Annotated in this window: 18 protein-coding genes; 7 read left to right on the top strand and 11 right to left on the bottom strand. The window is 56.4% G+C overall.

The annotated features are described in order from the left end of the window. The first annotated feature begins 28 nt into the window (after nucleotides 1-28). Together DSM3645_RS31245 and DSM3645_RS07550 are read left to right on the top strand one after the other, a co-directional pair. On the top strand, nucleotides 29-418 hold the full coding sequence (locus DSM3645_RS31245) for a hypothetical protein (RefSeq protein ID WP_237564774.1): 390 nt from the start codon (nucleotides 29-31) through the stop codon (nucleotides 416-418). A gap of 18 nt (nucleotides 419-436) precedes the next feature. After that, the gene (locus DSM3645_RS07550) at nucleotides 437-1,132 is read left to right on the top strand and encodes a class I SAM-dependent methyltransferase (protein WP_161603306.1); all 696 of its coding nucleotides are present in this window, start codon (nucleotides 437-439) and stop codon (nucleotides 1,130-1,132) included. 77 nt (nucleotides 1,133-1,209) lie between these two features. On the opposite strand, the gene DSM3645_RS07545 is transcribed toward DSM3645_RS07550, so the two are convergent. Both DSM3645_RS07545 and DSM3645_RS31240 read right to left on the bottom strand, forming a co-directional pair. Then, the gene (locus DSM3645_RS07545) at nucleotides 1,210-1,590 is read right to left on the bottom strand and encodes a hypothetical protein (RefSeq protein WP_002651509.1); all 381 of its coding nucleotides are present in this window, start codon (nucleotides 1,588-1,590) and stop codon (nucleotides 1,210-1,212) included. A gap of 215 nt (nucleotides 1,591-1,805) precedes the next feature. Next, a complete protein-coding gene (locus DSM3645_RS31240) occupies nucleotides 1,806-1,994 on the bottom strand; it encodes a Flp family type IVb pilin (RefSeq protein ID WP_002651508.1) in 189 nt (62 codons plus the stop codon). A gap of 245 nt (nucleotides 1,995-2,239) precedes the next feature. Between DSM3645_RS31240 and lexA the strand changes: the two genes are divergently transcribed. Next, entirely contained in the window at nucleotides 2,240-2,860 is a 621-nt protein-coding gene (gene lexA, locus DSM3645_RS07535; RefSeq protein WP_002651507.1) for a transcriptional repressor LexA, read from the top strand. 13 nt (nucleotides 2,861-2,873) lie between these two features. Here lexA and DSM3645_RS07530 read toward each other — a convergent pair whose 3' ends face one another. The 5 genes from DSM3645_RS07530 to DSM3645_RS27885 form a co-directional block, all read right to left on the bottom strand. Then, entirely contained in the window at nucleotides 2,874-3,488 is a 615-nt protein-coding gene (locus tag DSM3645_RS07530; protein WP_131282310.1) for a hypothetical protein, read from the bottom strand. A 157-nt stretch (nucleotides 3,489-3,645) separates the two neighbouring features. Next, nucleotides 3,646-5,028 (bottom strand): sigma-54-dependent transcriptional regulator, encoded by a 1,383-nt coding sequence (locus DSM3645_RS07525; protein WP_002651505.1) that lies wholly within the window; start codon nucleotides 5,026-5,028, stop codon nucleotides 3,646-3,648. Nucleotides 5,029-5,032: 4 nt separating this feature from the next. Further along, on the bottom strand, nucleotides 5,033-6,652 hold the full coding sequence (locus tag DSM3645_RS07520; protein ID WP_050769325.1) for a sensor histidine kinase: 1,620 nt from the start codon (nucleotides 6,650-6,652) through the stop codon (nucleotides 5,033-5,035). A 144-nt stretch (nucleotides 6,653-6,796) separates the two neighbouring features. Next, a complete protein-coding gene (locus tag DSM3645_RS07515; protein WP_002651503.1) occupies nucleotides 6,797-7,966 on the bottom strand; it encodes an LptF/LptG family permease in 1,170 nt (389 codons plus the stop codon). A 128-nt stretch (nucleotides 7,967-8,094) separates the two neighbouring features. Further along, nucleotides 8,095-9,447: a PP2C family protein-serine/threonine phosphatase gene (locus tag DSM3645_RS27885; protein ID WP_002651502.1), complete on the bottom strand. Its 1,353-nt coding sequence runs from the start codon at nucleotides 9,445-9,447 to the stop codon at nucleotides 8,095-8,097. Nucleotides 9,448-9,658: 211 nt separating this feature from the next. Between DSM3645_RS27885 and DSM3645_RS07505 the strand changes: the two genes are divergently transcribed. Further along, the gene (locus tag DSM3645_RS07505; RefSeq protein WP_002651500.1) at nucleotides 9,659-10,222 is read left to right on the top strand and encodes a PEGA domain-containing protein; all 564 of its coding nucleotides are present in this window, start codon (nucleotides 9,659-9,661) and stop codon (nucleotides 10,220-10,222) included. 105 nt (nucleotides 10,223-10,327) lie between these two features. Here the strand turns inward: DSM3645_RS07505 and DSM3645_RS07500 are convergent, their stop codons facing one another. Both DSM3645_RS07500 and DSM3645_RS07495 read right to left on the bottom strand, forming a co-directional pair. After that, nucleotides 10,328-10,525, bottom strand: coding sequence for a hypothetical protein (locus tag DSM3645_RS07500; protein ID WP_002651499.1), 198 nt, complete (start codon nucleotides 10,523-10,525; stop codon nucleotides 10,328-10,330). A gap of 18 nt (nucleotides 10,526-10,543) precedes the next feature. Next, a complete protein-coding gene (locus DSM3645_RS07495; protein WP_261339710.1) occupies nucleotides 10,544-12,313 on the bottom strand; it encodes an NADPH-dependent assimilatory sulfite reductase hemoprotein subunit in 1,770 nt (589 codons plus the stop codon). 76 nt (nucleotides 12,314-12,389) lie between these two features. Between DSM3645_RS07495 and DSM3645_RS07490 the strand changes: the two genes are divergently transcribed. Then, on the top strand, nucleotides 12,390-13,271 hold the full coding sequence (locus tag DSM3645_RS07490) for a LysR family transcriptional regulator (protein ID WP_002651497.1): 882 nt from the start codon (nucleotides 12,390-12,392) through the stop codon (nucleotides 13,269-13,271). 9 nt (nucleotides 13,272-13,280) lie between these two features. Here the strand turns inward: DSM3645_RS07490 and DSM3645_RS07485 are convergent, their stop codons facing one another. Both DSM3645_RS07485 and DSM3645_RS07480 read right to left on the bottom strand, forming a co-directional pair. Then, complete coding sequence (locus DSM3645_RS07485) at nucleotides 13,281-13,694, bottom strand: hypothetical protein (RefSeq protein ID WP_002651496.1); 414 nt, start codon at nucleotides 13,692-13,694, stop codon at nucleotides 13,281-13,283. Nucleotides 13,695-13,819: 125 nt separating this feature from the next. Further along, nucleotides 13,820-16,696, bottom strand: coding sequence for a c-type cytochrome (locus tag DSM3645_RS07480; protein ID WP_002651495.1), 2,877 nt, complete (start codon nucleotides 16,694-16,696; stop codon nucleotides 13,820-13,822). Nucleotides 16,697-16,792: 96 nt separating this feature from the next. On the opposite strand from DSM3645_RS07480, the gene DSM3645_RS31615 reads away from it, so the two are divergent. Next, complete coding sequence (locus DSM3645_RS31615; RefSeq protein ID WP_002651494.1) at nucleotides 16,793-16,927, top strand: hypothetical protein; 135 nt, start codon at nucleotides 16,793-16,795, stop codon at nucleotides 16,925-16,927. Between the two features lie 195 nt (nucleotides 16,928-17,122). Beyond that, nucleotides 17,123-19,489 carry a VIT domain-containing protein gene (locus tag DSM3645_RS07475; protein WP_002651493.1) on the top strand — a complete coding sequence of 789 codons (2,367 nt, stop codon included), beginning with the start codon at nucleotides 17,123-17,125 and terminating at the stop codon, nucleotides 19,487-19,489. Nucleotides 19,490-19,658 lie beyond the last annotated feature (169 nt).

Here is a 19,658-nt window from a genome sequence, read left to right as displayed (position 1 = left end):
AAGCGGAGGGAAGAAGAAAGCCTTCGGGATGGATTTGCTTGTCCGCTCATTATCAAAAATCGAGAAGCCGCAGTTTTGTGACTGCGGCTTTTTTTTGCGCAAGCGGGCAAACTTCGCGATCGTTCCTGCGCCGCGTGTGAGAACATGCCGTTCGAAGGTCGCTGGCAGCCTAGATGAAGATCCGTTAACCGATTCAGGCTCATTTCCAATAGGAAGAATCTTCTCTGGTTCCTTCGAAGAAGATTTCGCCAATATTCGGATCCACTGTATACGCTTCATGTATACTCCTCGCATATCATCAGCGTCAGGCAATAAAACCATGCCAAAGCTGGTTAACCAGACATTGATTGGCGCCGCAAGAGATCGCTCTCCAGGCGAACCCAATTCGAGCTGCGGTCAGTGCAACATCGTTCCATGATCGATATGGATGGACAGCATGATTGACGTTTCCGATGTCGACTTCATCGACTATGGCTGCAAGTTTGGAGGTAGTTTTAGCATTGGCCACCAGCTTGGCGGCAAAAGCGGACTCGGCTTTGACATTCGACCAGAGGTCGTCGAAGAAGCAGTGCGCCGAGGTCATCGGGCCGTGGTCGGGGACGCAAGAGAGCTCGCAATCCCCGACAAGTCCGTTCGCTTTTCGATCATGAGCCATTTCCTGGAACACTTGCCCGATCTGACCAGTGTCGAACAGGCGATCGCGACGGCCCTACGCGTGTCGACCGACGGCATCTATCTCCGCGGCCCGATGTTTGACGACGAGTACCTTGCCCAATACGGACTGAAAACCTACTGGTCAGATTGGACCGGCCACCCTTGCCATGTGACGGACAAGCAGGTCGAATCGATCCTGACCAAACTGGGCGTTGAACCCTCCTCGTATCGCATCCGGTGGGTGCGGCGGATTCGCAATTCAGGCAGCCGCACCATCCACCCGCTCGATTCGCCCAAGGATCAACAATACTACAACGCGAAGTTGCATCCCCCCAAGCCGCGAGTCGCATTCACGCGCAAACTCTACCGCGAATGGATTTGCATTGTCGCGTTGAACAACGATCCACGACTGTTTTCCGAACTGTACCCAGGCAATCTATTCTTGCGCACGCTGGCCAAGTGCGGGTACGACCTCTAGGCAAGGATTCCGTCCCGGCTCATCCCTGGGCGGCGGAGAAAAAAGACTCCATCTACCCAGGGATTCCATGTCCGGACCTACTTCACTTCAAACTCAAATTTGGTCGTCTTCGGCTCCGACTGATTGTTGGGAAACACGACCGTGATCGTCGCAGTGACTTTACCCTTGCCGGTCGGCTTCAGGTCGTATTGCTTGACTTGCATTCCCAAGAGCGGACTGTCGCCGGAGACTTTCTTGACGAAGTAGATCATGTCGACTTCGGCCGGGCCTTTGATGTCCATCTTGATCCGCGATCCAGAGATCCCTTCGCCGGTTAACCGAACATAGTCGGTTTCACTGACGGAGAACGGCTTGTCATCGGCCGGAATGACGACGTAGCGCTCTTTGCTGTTCTGCGCAACCGCAACGCTGCTAAGTAGACATGCCAAGACGAGTGCGGAAAGGACGGACTTGAACATCGCGAAACTCCAAACGCTGGTGGGTGAGACAAAGGGCCGATGGCCGAAAGCGCCGACATTTCAGAAATGTAGCACGATACATAGACGATTCAGCGCCACGCGTTTGTTTCGAATTAATTTTACCCGACGCACAATCGACAGAACCCCACAAAAAAAACCGCCGTCCCAAGGGACCGCGGTTCTCTCATCGCAGTGGTGGTAAACGAGCAAGCGAACTAGGGAGTCGTAATCGAAGAGGGAAATGTTCGCGTGAACTCGTCGGTCGCGTGCTGATAGCCGGCTCCGACTTGTGTCCCCATGATGCCGATCGCCGTCAGGCAAATGACCAAAAACGCGAGCATGACCGCGTATTCCACCGCGGTTGGCCCATCCTCGGACAACAAAAAGTGAATCAAGTGAGACATGCATCGGTTCCCGGATAAGTAGGACCCTGAACTGGATGTGTCCCAGGAACCACCAGGATCGTTGAATGGAAGAAAAGTTGGTTGTATTGGAAACTTAGCTCACGATCACTCGGAGAGCAATAATTAGGAGGGAATTCAATTATCCCCTAGACAGCGACCGGTGTACAAACGCTATTGCAGTATGTACAGCCGTATATTATGCTGAAGTCAGGAAAAGCGAAGTCACCCCACCGGAGCTCGGCTACATGGCCTCCTCGACCACCGTCAGCGCACTTGACCAACTTACCCGACGCCAGCGTGACGTTTTCGGATTCATCCGAGAGAAAATCGTCTCTCGCGGGTACGGTCCAACCGTTCGCGAGATCGGCGAACAGTTTGAAATCAGTTCGCCCAACGGGGTGATGTGCCATCTGAAGGCGCTGGAGAAAAAAGGATTGATCTCTCGCGAGCCGAACATGTCGCGGGCGATTCAATTGACCTGCGACGAAGCGGACGAAGTTGGCTTGCCGCTGGTCGGGCAGATCGCCGCCGGCGTCTTGCACGAAGCGATCGAGCAAAAAGAGCTGATCGATTTTCGCGACATGTTCGCCCGGCACGACCAATTTGTGCTGGCCGTCAAAGGGGATTCGATGATCGAAGCGCACATCGAAGATGGCGACTACGTCGTCGTCCGCAAGCAAGATAGCGCCTCGCTGGGTCAGATTGTCGTCGCCGAAACTGACGACGGCGAAGCGACCCTCAAATATTGGTTCCCGGAGAAAAATCGCATTCGCTTGCAGCCAGCCAACTCGTCGATGGATCCGATCTATGTGAAGAACGCCAAGGTTCGCGGCGTGGTCGTGGGCGTTGTAAGGAAGATGGCGTAGATCTGCGGCTCCGCTACTTTACTCGTATCCGATCCCCATTGGCCATATCGATCGCAATCCAGCGATCACTCGCTTGACCAAAGACGTACAAAGAATTTCCGTCCAGAACCTGGATCATCGAGTTTCCTAACATCGGGTGCGCCTGGCTTCCTTCGGAAAGCGTCGCTTTGGCCCACGTTCCCTGTTTTACGCCAAAAGCATAAATACAGTCAGCATTCCTGATCGCGACAAATTTGCCGCCAACAATCGGAATCGCTGGTTCCTTTGGCTCTTGTAATTTGATGCTCCCCCATTTGCCGGTCTCAGCACTGAAGCCATAGGCGCTGCCATCGTGAATGAAGACGGCCACATTACTCCCCAACACTACCGGCGAACTTTCCGCGGGAATTGGTGTTGAGAGTTCGACCTTATCCGCATTGTCCGCATTCGTGCTGAACGCCCAAACGCAATCGCGTGACTTGGGGATGACGATCAAGATGGATTCAGCCTCATACAGGCCCTGCGACGTCCCTCCTGCTCCTCCAAACGAGCCTTCCTGCGGCCCGCCAAATTGTCCCCAGGCGACACTCGTACAACTGCAAATCCATACCAGCGCCAGCGCAGAAAGTGATTGTCGCGCAAATTTCATCGACAACTCCATTGATTCATGGAATTCGGAACAGAGCCTAGGGACGTACGAGTATTCTAGGAGATCGCGTGAAACCCAGCGAGTTAATTGCACGAAAAAGCCGCCCGCGAATCGCTTCGCAGGCGGCTTTGATATTTCACGAGACGCATCAATCTCTTCAGGCCGACTTATCCATGCTGGAGGCCTGATTCAGCTTATTGTAGAGCGTCTTCAGACTGACGCCCAACTCTTCGGCGGCTTGCGGCTTGTTGCCTTCGTGTCGTTCGAGCGCCTCGTAGATCGCCTGCATTTCTAGTTCGCGTAGCGATAGCGGGCCGATCGCCTTTAAGACCGGTTTACCGCCGAGATTGGCGTTGGCGGCCGATTCGGTGCTCATCAGGCCGAAACGACGCGGCAAATGATCAGGCTCGATCGGCGGCTCTTCACACAAAATCGTCGCGTGCTCAACGACGTTCGCCAGTTCGCGAACGTTACCGGGCCAGTCATGCGACTTGAGCGAACGAATCGCGTCCGACGAGAAAATGGTCTGCGTCAGCGGCACGTTGGGCCAGAAGCGGCGACACAGATGTTCGGCCAATTCTGGAATATCTTCGGTCCGTTGACGAAGCGGCGGCAGATGAATCTCGAACGTATTGATGCGGAACATCAAGTCTTCGCGGAAATCTCCTTCGGCGACCATTAGTTCGACGTCACGATGAGTTGCGCACACGATCCGCACATCGACTTGCATCGAGTCATTATCGCCGACGCGGCGAATCTCGCCGGTCTCCAGCACCCGCAATAGCTTCGCTTGCAGCGACTTCGGCAGTTCGCCGATTTCGTCCAAGAACAACGTGCCGCCGTTGGCGACTTCAAACAGGCCGATCCGCGTATCTTCGGCGCCGGTGAACGAGCCTTTACGATGGCCGAACAGTTCGCTTTCGATCAGGTTTTCCGGCAATGCGCCGCAGTTGACGGCGACAAACGGCATCTCGATGCGATGACTTTGGTCGTGCAGCGCTCGGGCGACCAGTTCTTTCCCGGTTCCTGTTTCGCCGCGGATCAGCACGGTCGAATTGGTCGGCGCCACTTTGGAGATTAAGCGGCCGACTTGCTGCATGCTGGGAGAATCGCCGATCAGGTTCGACTTTCCTTCCAGCTTTTCGAGCCGGCTTTTCACCGCGCGATACTTGCGGGTCAGCTCTCGCTTCTCGGCGACCCGCTCGAGCAAAGCTTGCAGTTCGACCAGACGACACGGCTTGGTCAAATAGTCGAAAGCGCCATAGCGGAGCGCCGAGATCGCCGAATCGGTCGATGATTTGCCGGTCAACACGATCGCTTCGGTCTCCGGCGAAAACTCTTTCGCTTTCGCGATGACCTGAATCCCGTTGAGGCCCGGCATGTCGAGATCGACCAAGATACAGTCGTAGGTGTTGCGTTCGAGCGCAGCGACTGCAGTCAGACCATCAGGACAAACCGTCACCTCATGTCCCAAACGGGGAAGTTCGAGACTCATTAGTTTCTGCAACGATTTTTCGTCGTCGGCGAAGAGGATCTTCAACCGACTAGGCGGCTTGGTAACGATGATGCTGCTCCTTCCCTGGAGTGCTAGCGGGCAACGTGATACGAAATTCCGACCCGCACCCCGGTCCTTCGCTTTGCGCGTCGATCTGCCCGCCGTGATCTGCAATGATGCGATACGTGATGGATAAGCCGAGCCCTGTCCCCTGTCCGTTACGACGGCGCGTAAAGAAGGGTTCAAACAAGTGTTTCTTTACTTCTTCGGTCATGCCGCAGCCGTTGTCGCGAACGACGACCGTAATTTGATCATCGTCGAGCGCGACCAGTTCGACGATCACCTCTCCGCCGGGGTCCAGACTATCCAGCGAGTTGGTGATCAAGTTCAACATGACTTGTTTCATCTCTTGCGGATTGACCGGAGCGATGGCCGCGTCACGCGAGTGGAAGTGGACCTTCTTCTCGCGATATTTGCCGAGATGGCTGACCATGTCGATGACGTTGCGAACGAGTTCGCCTAGATCGGTGTCCACTTTTTCGACATCGCCCAGTCGCGAATAGTCGAGCAACCGTTCGGTGATTTCTTTGCACCGGAACGCTTCGTCCTGAATCATGCCCAGATAGTTGCGGAGCAGTTCGACGTCAGTGACGTTGCAGACTCCTTCGTCGGCGCCATCGACCGGCAGCGACTCGGCCAACCGACTTTGCAGCGACTCGGCGCAAAAAGCGATCGACGCGAGCGGGTTGTTAATCTCATGCGCGACGCCGGCCGCTAAAAAGCCGACGCTCGCGAGTTGTTCGCTCCGTACGACTTGTTTGGTGCGCTCTTGAACTTGCCCATCCAGGTTGCGGCGAATCTCTTCAAACCGCTGCGTCATCGCGTTCATCGCATCGGCCAGAACGCTCATCTCGTCATGCGTGTTGAGCTGAATACGATGCGAAAAGTTGCCGTTGGCGACCAATCGCGAACCTTGCATCAAGACGCGTAGCGGTTGAAAAATCCAAACCCAACAGAGCCACATGAAGATCGCCAGCAACGTTACGCCGGCGACAGCGGCGCAGAGCGAGATCACGATCCAAGTGCGATATTGCGTTTGCGCTTCGTCCTTAAGACGCTGCATGCGTTGAATTAAAAAACTAGGCAATTCCATCGCCAGCGTATGAAGTCCGTCGACTTCTCGCTTGAGTTCGGTCCTGTTGACCAGACCGAGCGCCCAATCCGAGTCGGTATTGCCGGCTTGGATTTTGGCGATCAGCTGATCAATCTTACGAATCGTTTCCCGTTCGTAAGAGTAATCGCTCATGTCATTAGCGAGAGAGTCGTTCGCTTCCAATTGCTGCTTATAAACTTGCAGCGAACGTTCGACGTGCATCAGCCGCGCCGCGAGTTCTTCACGCGGAAGCGTCGGATCCGGCGTTTGCGGAAAGAGGTCGTGATTGGGATGATTGGTTTCGCGCAATTGCCCCAGCGCGTGCCGCAGATCGGTCACCGCTAAGCTGAAGTCGATCGCCAAGGGAAGCTCGTTGGCGCGCACGCTGACGCTGCGAGCCAAGCCGCGATAGCTATAGCTGCACCATACGGCGGTCGCCGCCATGCCGAACACAATCGTGCTCAGCAATATGGCTCCGACCAGCATCTTGTCCCGAATCGGGCGTCGGGTAAGCACAAGCGACCTCCTTGTCGCAATGGATCGCCTGGCAGCGGCAAGACATCCTTTGTCTCGTCTTGGGCGGGCAATCGCCTGGTGAGTGTAGCAAGCTTCGCCTTGCCGATTCAAGGCGAACCCAACAAGACATTCGCCAAACTTCTGCTAATAGCGCCAAACCATTCGCAGGTAGTAAAGACTGACCAACAGCAGCGCCACATTCCCGATCCAGACGGCTTGCGGCGGCACTGCGCCATCTTTGGCCCGATCGACGGCAAATGCTAGCAGCGGATAAAAGACCAGCAGGACCGGCAAAAAGGCCATGAAAAAGCTGGTCACAAAATCAGGATTTCGTTGCTTGATCGCTAACGGCACTCCCAGCAATACGAAAAACAGACAACTGAATCCATTCGCCCAACGCCGCCAAGGTTCGGTCCGCAAGCGATTGATCTGCGAATTGATATAGGAGATATCAAACGGCGGAGTGCGTTGCGCTGCGTCCAACGTTGCGATTTGTGCGAACGCACTCCAAGCGATATCGGCTTCTTTTTGGGTCTGCACGATCTGGCGTTCTTCGCGCAGCACTTGGGGAATTCGGGACGATAAAATTTTTGAAGGACTGCGATGTTCCGGCGATAATTCGTCGCTCAGCGAGACGACATGATCCATACGGCCAGGATGCTCGAAGACCCCTTGCTGCGAGCCGTCGCTCTCGATGCGGCTGTCAATCAGCGAGATGATTAGCTGGTGGTTTTCGTCACTGTGCAGTTCGGCTTCCGCCGCACTAATCAACAATTGGGGCGAAGTCGGGGTCGCGGCGGCGACAATTTGCGGACGCATCAGACGGCGTCCGTCGACTTCACGCACCAAGATCGAGAGCTTGTCGCTGCTAAACGATTTGTGGGTCCGCAGCATTCCGTAGGCGATTTCCTCGAACGACTGCACCAACACGCGGCGCACTCCCTGACTCCCCCACGAGACACCGATGTCGTTCAGCCACACGCAAGCGATTGATAGCACCAGCGCGATCGCGTAACCGGGCCACAGGGCTGCTAGCGGAGAGACGCCAGCCGCTTTGAGCGCGGCAAGTTCGTTGCCGGAAGCGAGACGTCCGTAAACGCTGCAAGACGCGAACAGGATCGTTCCCGGGATCGAAAATCGCAGCGCGTCCGGAATCATGTAGGGAATGATGCGCGCAATCGGTCCCGGTCCCAAACCTTCGCGCAGCGCTTGCTGGACAACGCCGACCAGTACGATCAGCAGCGTCAATGCGCCGAGCGCGAGAAAGAAGATCTTAAGGATCTCCCACAGGATGTAGCGGGTAATGATTCGCATCAGGGGTCGCGAAGAATGCGGCGAAAGCGTGTGGAACTCTAGCAAGTTCCCCCGGCCGAAGGAACGACAGTTTCGTCCCCTACTTTTGAGTAGAAAGCAGCGCGCCACGGCACGCCAAAAGATGGGCGCTAGATCAGGTCGACTTTCGACTCATCCTCCAGCGGATTCTTTTTCTTGCTTTGCATCCGGATCTGGGCCATCATCGCGCCGATGCAGATCAAAAAGAGTCGCGTCGCATTAAAGTAGTCGCCGGCAGCTAGCTCGAGCTGGGCCTGACTGCGCAGCTGGTTGACGCGGTCCCAGTCGAGCTTCCAGTGGTTCGTTTCAGAAGCTTCCCGCAGTTCGACCACCGTCGCGGCTAGATTGCGGGCGACATTTTCGGTCGTGTTGCAGAAGGTTTCTTCATATGGTCCGCGGCCGAGTCGACGTTTGGGAGTCGCTTTGATCGGTTCTTCATCGGTCGGCGGGGCCGAGTACATATAGACCGCCCCAAACACGAAGGCCGCAAACGCCGCGAGCCCCGAGATCAGCGCTTCAAACGGCCGGTCGAGATAAACCAGCGCGGCGGTCGCAAAGCCAAACAGCAAGAGCAGCGCCCAAATGGTCCAAGGAGGATTGCGCAATTTTTGGCGCGGCGGCGGATTGGCCGGGCGAGCTTCTTCCATAATGAGGGGTTCGGTCCGCGTCGGATCTTGGGTGATCGCTTCGCCGGTGATCTTGGCCACGATGACGGTAATGTTGTCCGGCCCCCCGCGTAGATTCGCGAGATCCACCATCAGTTGCACTGCATGCGACGGATCGAGCGTTTTTAGAATGATCGCAATTTCGTCGTTCCGCAGCGGTCCGGTGGCGCCGTCGCTGCAGACGAAGAAGGTATCCCCCACTTGTAGCGGAAACGGTCCTTCCAGATCGACTTCAACAGTCGGACCTGGTCCCAAAGAGCGGGTAATGACATTTTTGGGAATCGCGTCATAGACGTCGGCGGCGTCGAGTCCCTGGGTGGCGGCCCGAATCTCCCACGCCATCGAGTGGTCGAAGGAGAGCTGCTCGAGCTTGTCCCCTCGTAAGCGATAGACGCGACTGTCGCCGACCTGCGCCACGATCGCGCCTTGCGGCAAGATCAGCAGCGAACTGCATGTCGTCCCCATCTTATGGAACGCAGAGTTCTCTTCCCCTTTGCGATTGATGACGGCGTTCGCCTCTTCGACGGCGGCGACCAACGCATCGGGCGGGGTTTTCTCGACATATTTGCGGTAAAGATGGCCGACGCGGTCGACCGCGATTTCGCTGGCAAGTTCGCCAGCCGCATGAGCGCCCATGCCGTCAGCAACGACAAACAGGTGCCCCCGCTTTCGCCATTCATCCCAATTGGCCGAGAGAACGACCCCGTAGTGGTCTTGGTTGTTGCTACGGCGCATCCCCACATCGCTGAGCGCAGCGATCTGAATCGTGTTATGCCACGTATGGGACTCAACCGACATGCGTCGCTCTTCTCCGGTCCAATAATTCGCCGTCTTGGCGGCCCTACCTATTATTTACAGAAACTTGCGATGTTAAAGCGGATTTTTGACAGCAACAAGTACTTACTGCGAAAAGATTTAACCACGATCACCGTTTTCGTCTAGTCGCTAAGGCGACAGATTGCTAAACTTCGCCCCCACTTCCCCTCATAATCGGACCAGGCCCATCGGCATGAACCGCCGGACTTTCCATTTTCGTCACTTTCTCTTGCTGTCCATGCTATTGGCATGCGCCAGCACGGGATGCGTTCGTCGTCGGATGAATATTCGCACGAACCCGCCAGGCGCCGTGGTCTATGTCGACGATCAGGAATTGGGCGTGACGCCGGTGTCATCCAGCTACGTTCATTATGGAACGCGCGAGATTCGTCTCGAAAAAGATGGCTACGAATCGGTGTCGCAACTGCACACCTTCAAAGCGCCCTGGTATGAGTACCCCGTGATCGAGTTCTTCAGCGAGAACGTTTGGCCTTGGGAGATTCGTGACACGCGCGATCTCGACTTCCAGATGACGCCGCGCCGGATTGTGCCGCCCGAAGAACTGCGTGCTCGCGCCGAACAATTGCGAACCAACGCCCAAGCCGGCTACATCACGCCGATGAACACGCCTCCCAATCCATCGGTCAACGTCGCGCCCCAGTATCAACCACAACCGCAACTCGCGCCGCCGGTGATGCGCCCTGAGACGTTGCCCGAAGGCGGGTTCGCCTTGCCGCCGCCGGTCATGGCGCAATAAAAAAGCGGCGAAACAAGTCCGCTGACTTGTTTTGCCGCTGCGAGCGTTTTGCTTCTGCAACCGCGATCGTCGCCGTTGCTTCAACTTGCAAATTGGAGAAGCGACCTACGTCATGTCGACTTCGTTCCCTTCGTCGTCAAAGCGAACCAGCCCGAACCACAAAAATACGATCAGGCAGATCGGCAGATAGACCAAGCTGACGTAAAACAGAATTTCGTTGAGCGTCGACAAGAAGAATGTGCCGCTCACGATCAGCACCCACAACCACCAAGTCGACTTCCAGAGCGAGTAATAACGTTTCATTGGATCGAATCCCTGATTTTAGTTTTGAAGTATAGCAGCTTCCGCACGGCCCACCTTGGCCAATAACGTTTCGCGTCCTAGACGAGCGCAGTAATCGCCGAACGCTTCGTCACCCGATTTCTCCGCCTGGTAACTGGCGAGCAGCGGCGACAGTTGGGCAGGAATCTCTTCGAGCGGCGTCGCGTCTTGATAGACGAAACCGATCCGCGTCCCTTGCGGATTGCCGCCTAAATAAATGGTGTACTTGCCGACCGACTTGCCCACCAAACCGATATCGGCCACATAGGGTCGAGCACAGCCGTTGGGACAACCGGTCATCCGGATCGAGATCTGGCTCTTCTCCAGACCATGCTGGGCCAGCACCGGTTCGATCTGATCAATCAGTTGCGGCATGACCCGTTCAGATTCGGTGATCGCCAAGCCGCAGGTCGGCAGCGCCGGACAAGCGACCGCAAACCGTCGAGCCAGCGAAAGCTCATCCGCCGACTTCAGGCCATATTCGCCCAACAGCGCTTCCACGCCGCGCCGATCAGCCGGATCGATATCGCACAAGATCACCGACTGCAGCGGAGTCAGCCGGGTCGGCATTCCATACCGCTGCAAGATCGCGCGCAGCCCGCTCTTGATCCGCACGTCTCCGACATCGACGATCCGACCGTTCTCGATGTTCACGCCGAGAAACAATTTGCCGTCTCCCTGGACGTGCCAGCCAACATGATCGTCAACGCCGGTCACCGGAGCATGTTTCGGCTCCGGCAGCGGAGCTCCGTAGTACGCTTCGACCTGCGATTTGAACTTCGCAACGCCCCAGTCATGCAGCAGGTACTTCAGCCGGGCCCGCTTGCGATCTTCGCGGTTGCCAAAGTCGCGCTGGACTTTGACGATCGCTCCGCAAACGGCGATCACCTGGTCCGGCGTTGCGAAGGTCACCTCGTCGCCGAGTCGCGGAAACGTTTTGTCGGCGGACGGCGTGTTTCCCATCCCGCCCCCCACGATCACGTTGTAGCCGATCACCTCATTCTCTTCGACAATCGCCAGCAAACCGACATCTTGCGTGTAAACGTCGATGCAATTGTCGGCGGGCTCGGCGACGCCAAACTTGAACTTTCGCGGCAAATAACGCTCGCCATAAATTGGCTCGGCGACCGGCTGGAAGTCGGCGACATCTTGTTTGTTCCCTTCGTCGTCGGTCAGCCACAACTCATAGTAAGAAGTCGACCGCGGACGGAAGTGGACCGCGATTTCCTGCGCCAGCGTCTGCATCTGTTCACGAACGGGATTGTTCTTAAAAGGCGCCGGGCAGCACATCACGTTTCGGCTGACGTCGCCGCATGCGGCGAAGGTCGACAGCTTGATTTGATTGATCGTGCGGATCGTCTCTTTCAAATTGCTTTTCAAAACGCCGTGCAACTGGAAACCTTGTCGCGTGGTAATCCGTAGCGAACCGTTGCCCAGTCGATCGCAAAGATCTAGTTCGGCCAGAAACTGCTCGGCCGACACGCGGCCGCCGGGGACCGCAGTCCGAATCAAGCAGGAATAGGCTTTCTCTTTTTTCGTGCCGTCGGCGTTCTTTTGCTTCCGGACGTCACGGTCATCCTGCTGATAGCTGCCGTGGTACTTCAACAGCTGAATCGCGTCGGCCGAAAAATCAGGGCGATCGTTTTGCAGTTCGTCTGCTAGCGTGCCGCGCAACTGCCGGCTGTCGAGTTTCAGATTTTCGATTTTGCTGAGCGTCGGTTGACTCATTGCGTCTTGCTCCGTCCTTTGGTCGCCGGAATTACTTTCCACGTCTCTAAGTAAACCGACTTGCCCGACATAAAGCAAAGACATAAAATTCATGGATTACATAACCTGAGTCTATATCATGAATTTACACCATCTGGCCATCTTTCACGAAGTCGCCGAGACCGGCAGCGTGAGCCTGGGCGCGGAACAACTGATGATCAGTCAGCCGGCCGCGTCAAAGCAGCTGCGTGACTTTGAAACGGCGCTCGGCGAAAAGTTGTTTGATCGCACCGGTCGCGGATTGCGACTGACGACGGTCGGCAAGCTGTTGAACGAGTATGCACGGAAGATTTTTACGCTGGAAGCCGAAGCGGAACGCGTTGTCGCTTTGGTTCGTGATGTGCGTCGCGGCGAGTTATTTTTGGGAGCCAGCACGACGATCGCTGGATACCTGTTGCCGCAAGTGCTGGCCCGGTTTCATCAGCAACACCCGGAGATTCGGGTTCACGTCTCCGTCGGCAACACCGACTTTGTGCATCGCCAGGTGCTCGATTATCGGGTCGACCTCGGACTGACCGAGGGCTTTGTGAATGAACCCGGGCTGACGGCGACCAGCTTTGCCGAGGATGAACTAGTGGTCGTCGCAGCCGCGACGCACCCGCTGGTGAAAAAGCGACGGGTCAAAGCGGATGATCTGAGCGGGCAAAGCTTTGTGCTGCGCGAGTCTGGCTCCGGCACCCGAGCGGTGCAAGAGCAAGCGATCTCGATGTGCGGGGTCGAGGTCCGCGAAGTGATGACCCTTAGCAGCACCGAAGCGATCAAGCATGTGGTCGCCGCCGGAGTCGGCTTGGCGATCGTCTCTCGTCTCTCGGTCGGAGCGGAATTGGTCTCGGGCGAGCTTTGCGCGATTCGTCTGGCCGATTTGCAGATTCCCCGACCGCTGCACCTCGTGCAAGCGCAAGATCGTTTCGCGAGCCCCGCAGCGCGGGCATTTCACGAAGCGCTATTCGCTCGGAAGTAAATGCAGGGCCTACTTCAACTTCTTCCGCAGTTCGCCGAGCGCAATACCGGCGACGCCGCTGCGAGCCGAAACCGACTTGAGCGATTCGGCCAAATGCTCACGATTGAAGCGCTGCGGCACGGCCTGATATTGTTGGTGTAACGAATCGACGCTTGCTTCGACGACATCGGGGTCGTCGCTTGCGAGCATTGAAATCAACATCGCGCCGATTTCGTCGTGCCAGGGAGTTACGTCTCCCGCGACTTCGGCGATGCGAGCCTGCACGAGCGGATCGTAGCTTCTCCACGCGTCGCACAGAATAATCCAATCGGCCACAGGAAGCGGTTTGGCTAACTTTCCGGCTTCTAAGACGGCGACGTCCGTCCAATAACCGTCTGAGTAGTCATGAGCGAGAAACTGCAGAAAAATCTCTTTGTCTTCCATTCCAAATTTCCTTGTGGGGGAAAGCGGCAAATCCGTATCGCATAAAAAAAAGGGCTGCTTTGATCGGCAGCCCTTTTTTATTGGTTGACCGTACTCGTCAGACCCAGGCCTGACCGAATGCCAGGCTATTTGCTGTATGCCGCGTCGTTCGGATTACCGCCCGAGCGAAGATAAGCGATCAGATCGAGAATTTCTTCCTGCGTCAGCGTGTTCATTAAGCCATCAGGCATTTCTGACTGCGGCGAATGTTTCATCCCTTCGACTTCGTCCTTCTTGACGGTGGTCAGTTCTTTGGCGAACGGGCCGCTCCGAATTTGGTAGGCGTCGTCAGTCTCGTTGATAATGCGGCCCACCAGAATGTCGCCGGTATCGGTCTGGAAAACCGTATTGACATATTGGTCCGACACGACCTTCGACGGCACAATCATCGCTTCCAGCACATACAGCGGGGCAAAACGATTGCCGACGCCGGTCAGATCAGGACCGGTGCCGCCCCCCTGCCCTGCGTAGCGATGACACTTGGCGCACTGCGCCGCTTCAAAAACCAGGCGCCCCTTCTCGAAGTTGCGGCCGGACTCGACTTCCGGCAGCTTTTCGATCAGGTCGTCGACTTGCCAGTTATGTACAAACTGGCGCGTCGTTTCGAGATTGGCGACCTCTTCGGTCTGAGCGCCTTCCATGATCTCTTTCAACTCGGCCAGGTCGGCCTTGGCCAACTTCTCGGCAGCGTCGTTGCGGATCTGCATGACGAACTTCTTGAAGCTGTTGCCCCCGCGATATTTCGTCTGAGCCAGGTTCATCCAGCTGAAATACGCTTTCCGCTGATCCATAGTCCAGTCGCTCGTCGCATTCCGCAGTGCGAATGCGTAGAACATCTGTTCTTGCTGCGTTTGACCGGCGAACAACTGCTGCATGCCGCGCTTCACAATGCCGGGCGCTTCCAGGTAAACCAACACGTTGAACAACTCGTGGTTGACCTCTTCGCTTTCGCCGGGAAAGCGCGGATTCAGCCGCGCGATGACCGCTTCGTTCGCCGTCTCATTTTGTTTGCCGCCCAAACGAATGTAGGCGAGTTCGTAAACGCGCAGCGCGTCGAGCGTCTGCTCTTCGCTCATTCGATCGTACGGGAGCGAATTCAATTTCGCGAGCACCGCCGCCTGATCCGTTTTGTCGCCGACGCGACAGAGTGCGGTCAGCGCCTGGATCGTCCCGTTCGTGTTCGTCTCCGCGAGCGCCCGCGCTTTCCAATCGGCGAGCGATTGATTTTCGAGCGCAACGCGAGCAGCGTAACGAATCGATCGATCATTGCTTCCCAAGCTGGGCCAGATCTTGGCCAGCGCGCCATCGGTCGTCGTCGTATGCAGCGCTTCCAATTCTCGGCGTAACGCGCGAGCTTCGCGACCTTCTTCACTTTCGGTCGTCGCAATCGGAGCGGTCGACTCACTGCCGTCATAAGTGACGCGATACAGGCCCGATTGCGTTTTGCGTCCACCGATAGCGAAGTAGAGAGCGCCATCTTTCGGATTGACGCAAATGTCGGTGACCGGCAGCGGTCGTCCGGTGATGAACTTCTCAAACGTGGCCGTGTAAGTCGCGCCTTGCGGTTGCATGTGCACCGCATAGATCACACCGTAGGTCCAGTCGTTGATATAGAGTGCGTTTTGATACTTGGCCGGAAACTTGGCGCCGAGTCCCATTTCGATCCCCGTCGGCGAGCCCAGGCCGATGTCAACGACCGAGCCGACGCTGTCGACGTAATAATCGGGCCATTTGCCGGTGCCGTAGCGCCAGCCGAACTCGGCGGCCGAGACGGCGTGATTCACCCGCGTCGGGCGATACCAAGGTGCGCCCGTATCCCATTCCATGTCGGCGTCGTAAGTGAACAGTTCGCCATCGGCGTTGAACGCGATGTCGTACGGGTTACGGAAGCCGGCGCAGAGGAGTCGCCAGTCTTCGCCATCTTTGTCAGTCCGGGCAATCCAGCCGGCCGGCGCCATGCGCCCAGTCGCATGGCCGTTGCCATCGGGGTTGCGCGGCAGAAATAGATCTTCCGCCCAATTCTTGTGCGGCGCGCCCACTTCGCTTCCTTCCGGAATATCGGTGTGGTTGCCGGCGATCACATAGAGCATGCCATCGGGGCCCAGGCGAATCGCATGCGGACCATGCTCGCCGCCCCCTTTGAACTTCTTCAGCAACTCGACTTTGTCGTATTGATCGTCGCCGTTGGTGTCGGTAACGCGATAGAGGCCGGAACCTTGCGCCGCGTTTCCGTTGACCGACACATAGAGCGCGTCGAAGGCGCACAGCAAACCTTGGGCGTCGCCGATCGCAACATCCAATTTTTCAATCTTGGTCGTCTCGGCGTCAGCGCCGGGGGTGACGCGAAACAGTCCCCCGTATTGATCGGAGCAGATCAAACGTCCTTGCGGATCGGCGGTCATGCTGACCCAAGACCCTTCCTGACCTAGCGGAACCGAATACAGTCGCTCGACCTTGAATCCGTCGAGCGCCTGAATGTTTTCGACCGGGGTCGCTTCGCCGGGTGCGGCGGCGACAGTCGCTCTGCCGACATTGCCCCACGGCTGTATCCCCAACTTGCCGATGACCGTCGCCTGTTTCCAGTCGGCGGCAAAATCAGCACGGTCCCAACCAGGGGACGGTTCGGTCCCCACGACCCACGTGCCGTCGCTGGCGAACGTCGCCTTCTTGCCATCTTTGTATTCGACTTCTAGCTTGACCAGCAGCGCGGCCGAGCCTCCTTCGTTCTTTCCGGCAGCCGCGATCAGAGCGCGATCATCCCGAATCAAATCAGTGACATTCGCTTTTCCCCAAGAGCCCCAGTCGCGATGCTGAATGACCGGCTTGCCGTTAAAGCTGACCGTGATGCTGTTGTCGGCGGTCGCATACAGCGTCGCCGTTTTGACCGGCCCCGCAAGTTCAAATTCTTTTCGTGCGTAGACCGTCTGGTTGTCGGTCGCTTTTTTGGAGTTCCAGATCCACATCGGCGTTTCCGCAACAGCGGCCGATACGAAACATAACAAGACGAACCATGACCCAAGTCGACGCATTCGATAGGATTCCCAGAAGAGGAGCGAAGGATGATCGATGAAGCTTTACAAGGAGGGCAGCAGAATGAACTTGATGTTCTCGACGACCCCAGGAGAGAACAAGTCGCCGCATCCAACCAAGCTCTACCGATGGACGATGCGTGTAAAACAACGTCCACTGGCTAAGCAGGATTATAGGTTAAGCAGAGTGATACGCCAGTATCATCCCCGAATACGAACAGCTAAGGGCCGCTTCTGTGCCATAACAACCGTAAAGCTTCTCCATTGCGTGATGAAATCTTTTGTTTCTTGACAAAACGATTGCTCCGCCAAGCTCGTCTACGCTACAAAGCCCGATGTCCTGTCGCTAGGAGCACCACCATGTCTCGCTATGTTCGCCTTTCTCTGTGGGGGCCGCTGGCTCTCTTTTTCGCCCTGTTTAGCGGGGCGCTGGGCGTTTCGGCCCAAACCGTCGTGATCATCCACGATCCGATTCGCCCCATTCCGTTGCCGCGTCCCATTCCGCGCCCTTCGCCGCAACCGGTGACCGAGTCGTACAAAATCAAAAGTCTGGAAGTTGACGCGAACATCGAAGACCAGATCGCCAAGGTCCAGGTCTCTCAAACCTTTGAGAACACTTGCAGCCGCCAACTCCAAGTTTCGTTTCTTTTTCCGCTGCCGTACGACGGCGCGATCGACAGCCTAACGCTGCTGGTCGACGGCAAAGAGTATCCGGCCAAACTTCTTCCGAAAGAGAAGGCCCGCGAGATCTACGAAGAGATCGTCCGCAAGAATCAAGATCCGGCGCTGTTGGAATGGATCGGAACCGGCATGTTTCAGACCAGCGTCTTTCCGGTCCCGGCCGGCGCTAGTCGCACGGTGACGATCACCTACAGCCAACTGTTGCGCAAAGACAATCGCCTGACCGATTTTCTCTTTCCGTTATCGACGGCCCGCTTCACCGACAAGCCGCTCGAAAAACTGCGCCTGCGCGTGAGCGTTGAAACCAAAGAAAAATTGAAGAGCGTCTATAGCCCCACGCACGAAGTGGAGGTCAAGCGCAAAGGAAAGAATCGCGCGGTCGTCACGATTGAACAAAAGGATTGCGTGCCGACCAATGACTTCCGCCTGTTCTTTGATACGGCCAAGACCGATCTCAGCGCCAGCGTGTTGACCTATCGACCTGACAAGAGCGAAGACGGCTACTTTTTATTGCTCGCTAGTCCGCCGGTCGAAGAAGTAGGAGACGTTAAGACCAAGAAAACGGTGATCTTTGTCGTTGATCGCTCCGGCAGCATGAGCGGCGAGAAAATCGAACAAGCGAAGGAAGCGGCCAAGTTTGTGCTGAACAACTTGAACGAAGGGGATCTGTTCAACATCATCGCCTACGATAGCGACGTCGAATCATTTGAGCCGGAACTGCAAAAACTAGATGACAAAACGCGAGAAAAGGCGCTCGGCTTTGTCGACAACCTCTATGCCGGCGGCAGCACCAATATCGACGGCGCGCTCGCCAAAGCGATGGGCATGCTGAAAGATGACAAGCGTCCCAGCTATATGCTGTTTTTGACCGACGGCTTGCCGACGCATGGCGAACAGAACGAAGCGAAAATCGTCGATAACGCCAAACAGAAGAATGACGTGCGAGCCCGCGTGATCAGCTTCGGCGTCGGCTACGACGTCAACAGCCGCCTGCTGGATCGTCTCTCACGCGAATGCTTTGGACAAAGCGAATATGTCCGTCCCAACGAAGACATCGAGACGCATGTCGCCAAACTGTACAACAAGATCAGCGCGCCGGTCATGACCAACGTCGCGATCAAGTACGACCTAGAAAAAGGGGGCGACAATTTTGTAAATCGCTTGCAGCCGAAACAGTCGCATGATCTGTTCGCCGGCGAACAGCTGATCATCGCCGGGCGCTATCGCAAACATGGGGACGCCAAAATCACGATCGTCGGCACGGTCGGCGACAAAAAGCAGAAGGTCACTTTCCCAGCCGAGTTCGTCAAAGAGAGCGACGATCAAACCTATGCGTTTGTCGAGAAACTGTGGGCGATGCGCCGCATCGGCGAGATCATTGATGACATCGACCTGAACGGCAAGAACGATGAGTTGGTCAAAGAGCTCGTCTCCCTCTCGACCAAACACGGCATCATCACGCCGTACACGTCATTCCTGGCCGACGAAAATTCGAGCGTCAGCGATCTGGCCGACGCTCGCCGCGGCGGAACTCGCAGCTTTGGTTTGGCCGAAGCCGAGACGCGCAAACTGAGCGCAGCAGGCGGACGCTTGGGCTTCTCGCAGCGAGCCCAGAAAGGCGCCTATCAGCAAGCGGATCGCGCCAACAGCGGAGGCTTTGGCGGCATCAGCAAAGGTAATGGGATAAATGTGGCTCGCATTGAGGCCTCGTCAGGATTCTCTCCAAAGACCGCAGCGGCCAACGCTTATGCCGGAGGCGCCGTCTACCAGGATGTAGAGAACGATCAAATGGTCGTCGCTTCCAATATTCGCAACATCGGCAACGAAACTCTCTTTTTGCGAGACAAGATTTGGATCGCGGAAAGCGCCGGGGATATCGATCCGGCGAAGGATCAAAAGGATATCAAGACGGTCGAGCGGTATAGCAAGGAATATTTCGAGCTGGTCGCTGCGAACAACAAGCAGCAAAACTCGCTGTTGGCGCAGCAGCAACCAGGCGAACAACTGCTCTGTAACCTGCGAGGTCAGTATTACCTGATCAAATAGGGCCGGAACCAAAGAGGCTAGCCACGTCGTCGCTTTGCCAAAAATGCCGAGCGATTGACAACACCCCCGCAGAGGATGACCAGCTTGGTCATCCTCTTTTTTTGTGCGCCGCTGGAGAAACTTTTCGTAGCCCGAATCGCAAGTTTTGTGGTTGCGTTTTCTCGAACCA

Source organism: Blastopirellula marina DSM 3645, assembly GCF_000153105.1.
GTDB lineage: Bacteria > Planctomycetota > Planctomycetia > Pirellulales > Pirellulaceae > Blastopirellula > Blastopirellula marina.
Note: the sequence above shows the minus strand (reverse complement) of the source record. Positions and strands in the feature narration are given on the sequence as shown.

Coding starts and splice junctions, on each gene's coding strand:
- DSM3645_RS31245 (WP_237564774.1), top strand. CDS start 29: ATGGATTTGCTTGTCCGCTCATTATCAAAAATCGAGAAGCCGCAGTTT.
- DSM3645_RS07550 (WP_161603306.1), top strand. CDS start 437: ATGATTGACGTTTCCGATGTCGACTTCATCGACTATGGCTGCAAGTTT.
- DSM3645_RS07545 (WP_002651509.1), bottom strand. CDS start 1,590: ATGTTCAAGTCCGTCCTTTCCGCACTCGTCTTGGCATGTCTACTTAGC.
- DSM3645_RS31240 (WP_002651508.1), bottom strand. CDS start 1,994: ATGTCTCACTTGATTCACTTTTTGTTGTCCGAGGATGGGCCAACCGCG.
- lexA (WP_002651507.1), top strand. CDS start 2,240: ATGGCCTCCTCGACCACCGTCAGCGCACTTGACCAACTTACCCGACGC.
- DSM3645_RS07530 (WP_131282310.1), bottom strand. CDS start 3,488: ATGAAATTTGCGCGACAATCACTTTCTGCGCTGGCGCTGGTATGGATT.
- DSM3645_RS07515 (WP_002651503.1), bottom strand. CDS start 7,966: ATGCGAATCATTACCCGCTACATCCTGTGGGAGATCCTTAAGATCTTC.
- DSM3645_RS27885 (WP_002651502.1), bottom strand. CDS start 9,447: ATGTCGGTTGAGTCCCATACGTGGCATAACACGATTCAGATCGCTGCG.
- DSM3645_RS07505 (WP_002651500.1), top strand. CDS start 9,659: ATGAACCGCCGGACTTTCCATTTTCGTCACTTTCTCTTGCTGTCCATG.
- DSM3645_RS07500 (WP_002651499.1), bottom strand. CDS start 10,525: ATGAAACGTTATTACTCGCTCTGGAAGTCGACTTGGTGGTTGTGGGTG.
- DSM3645_RS07490 (WP_002651497.1), top strand. CDS start 12,390: ATGAATTTACACCATCTGGCCATCTTTCACGAAGTCGCCGAGACCGGC.
- DSM3645_RS07485 (WP_002651496.1), bottom strand. CDS start 13,694: ATGGAAGACAAAGAGATTTTTCTGCAGTTTCTCGCTCATGACTACTCA.
- DSM3645_RS07480 (WP_002651495.1), bottom strand. CDS start 16,696: ATGTGGATCTGGAACTCCAAAAAAGCGACCGACAACCAGACGGTCTAC.
- DSM3645_RS31615 (WP_002651494.1), top strand. CDS start 16,793: ATGATCGATGAAGCTTTACAAGGAGGGCAGCAGAATGAACTTGATGTT.
- DSM3645_RS07475 (WP_002651493.1), top strand. CDS start 17,123: ATGTCTCGCTATGTTCGCCTTTCTCTGTGGGGGCCGCTGGCTCTCTTT.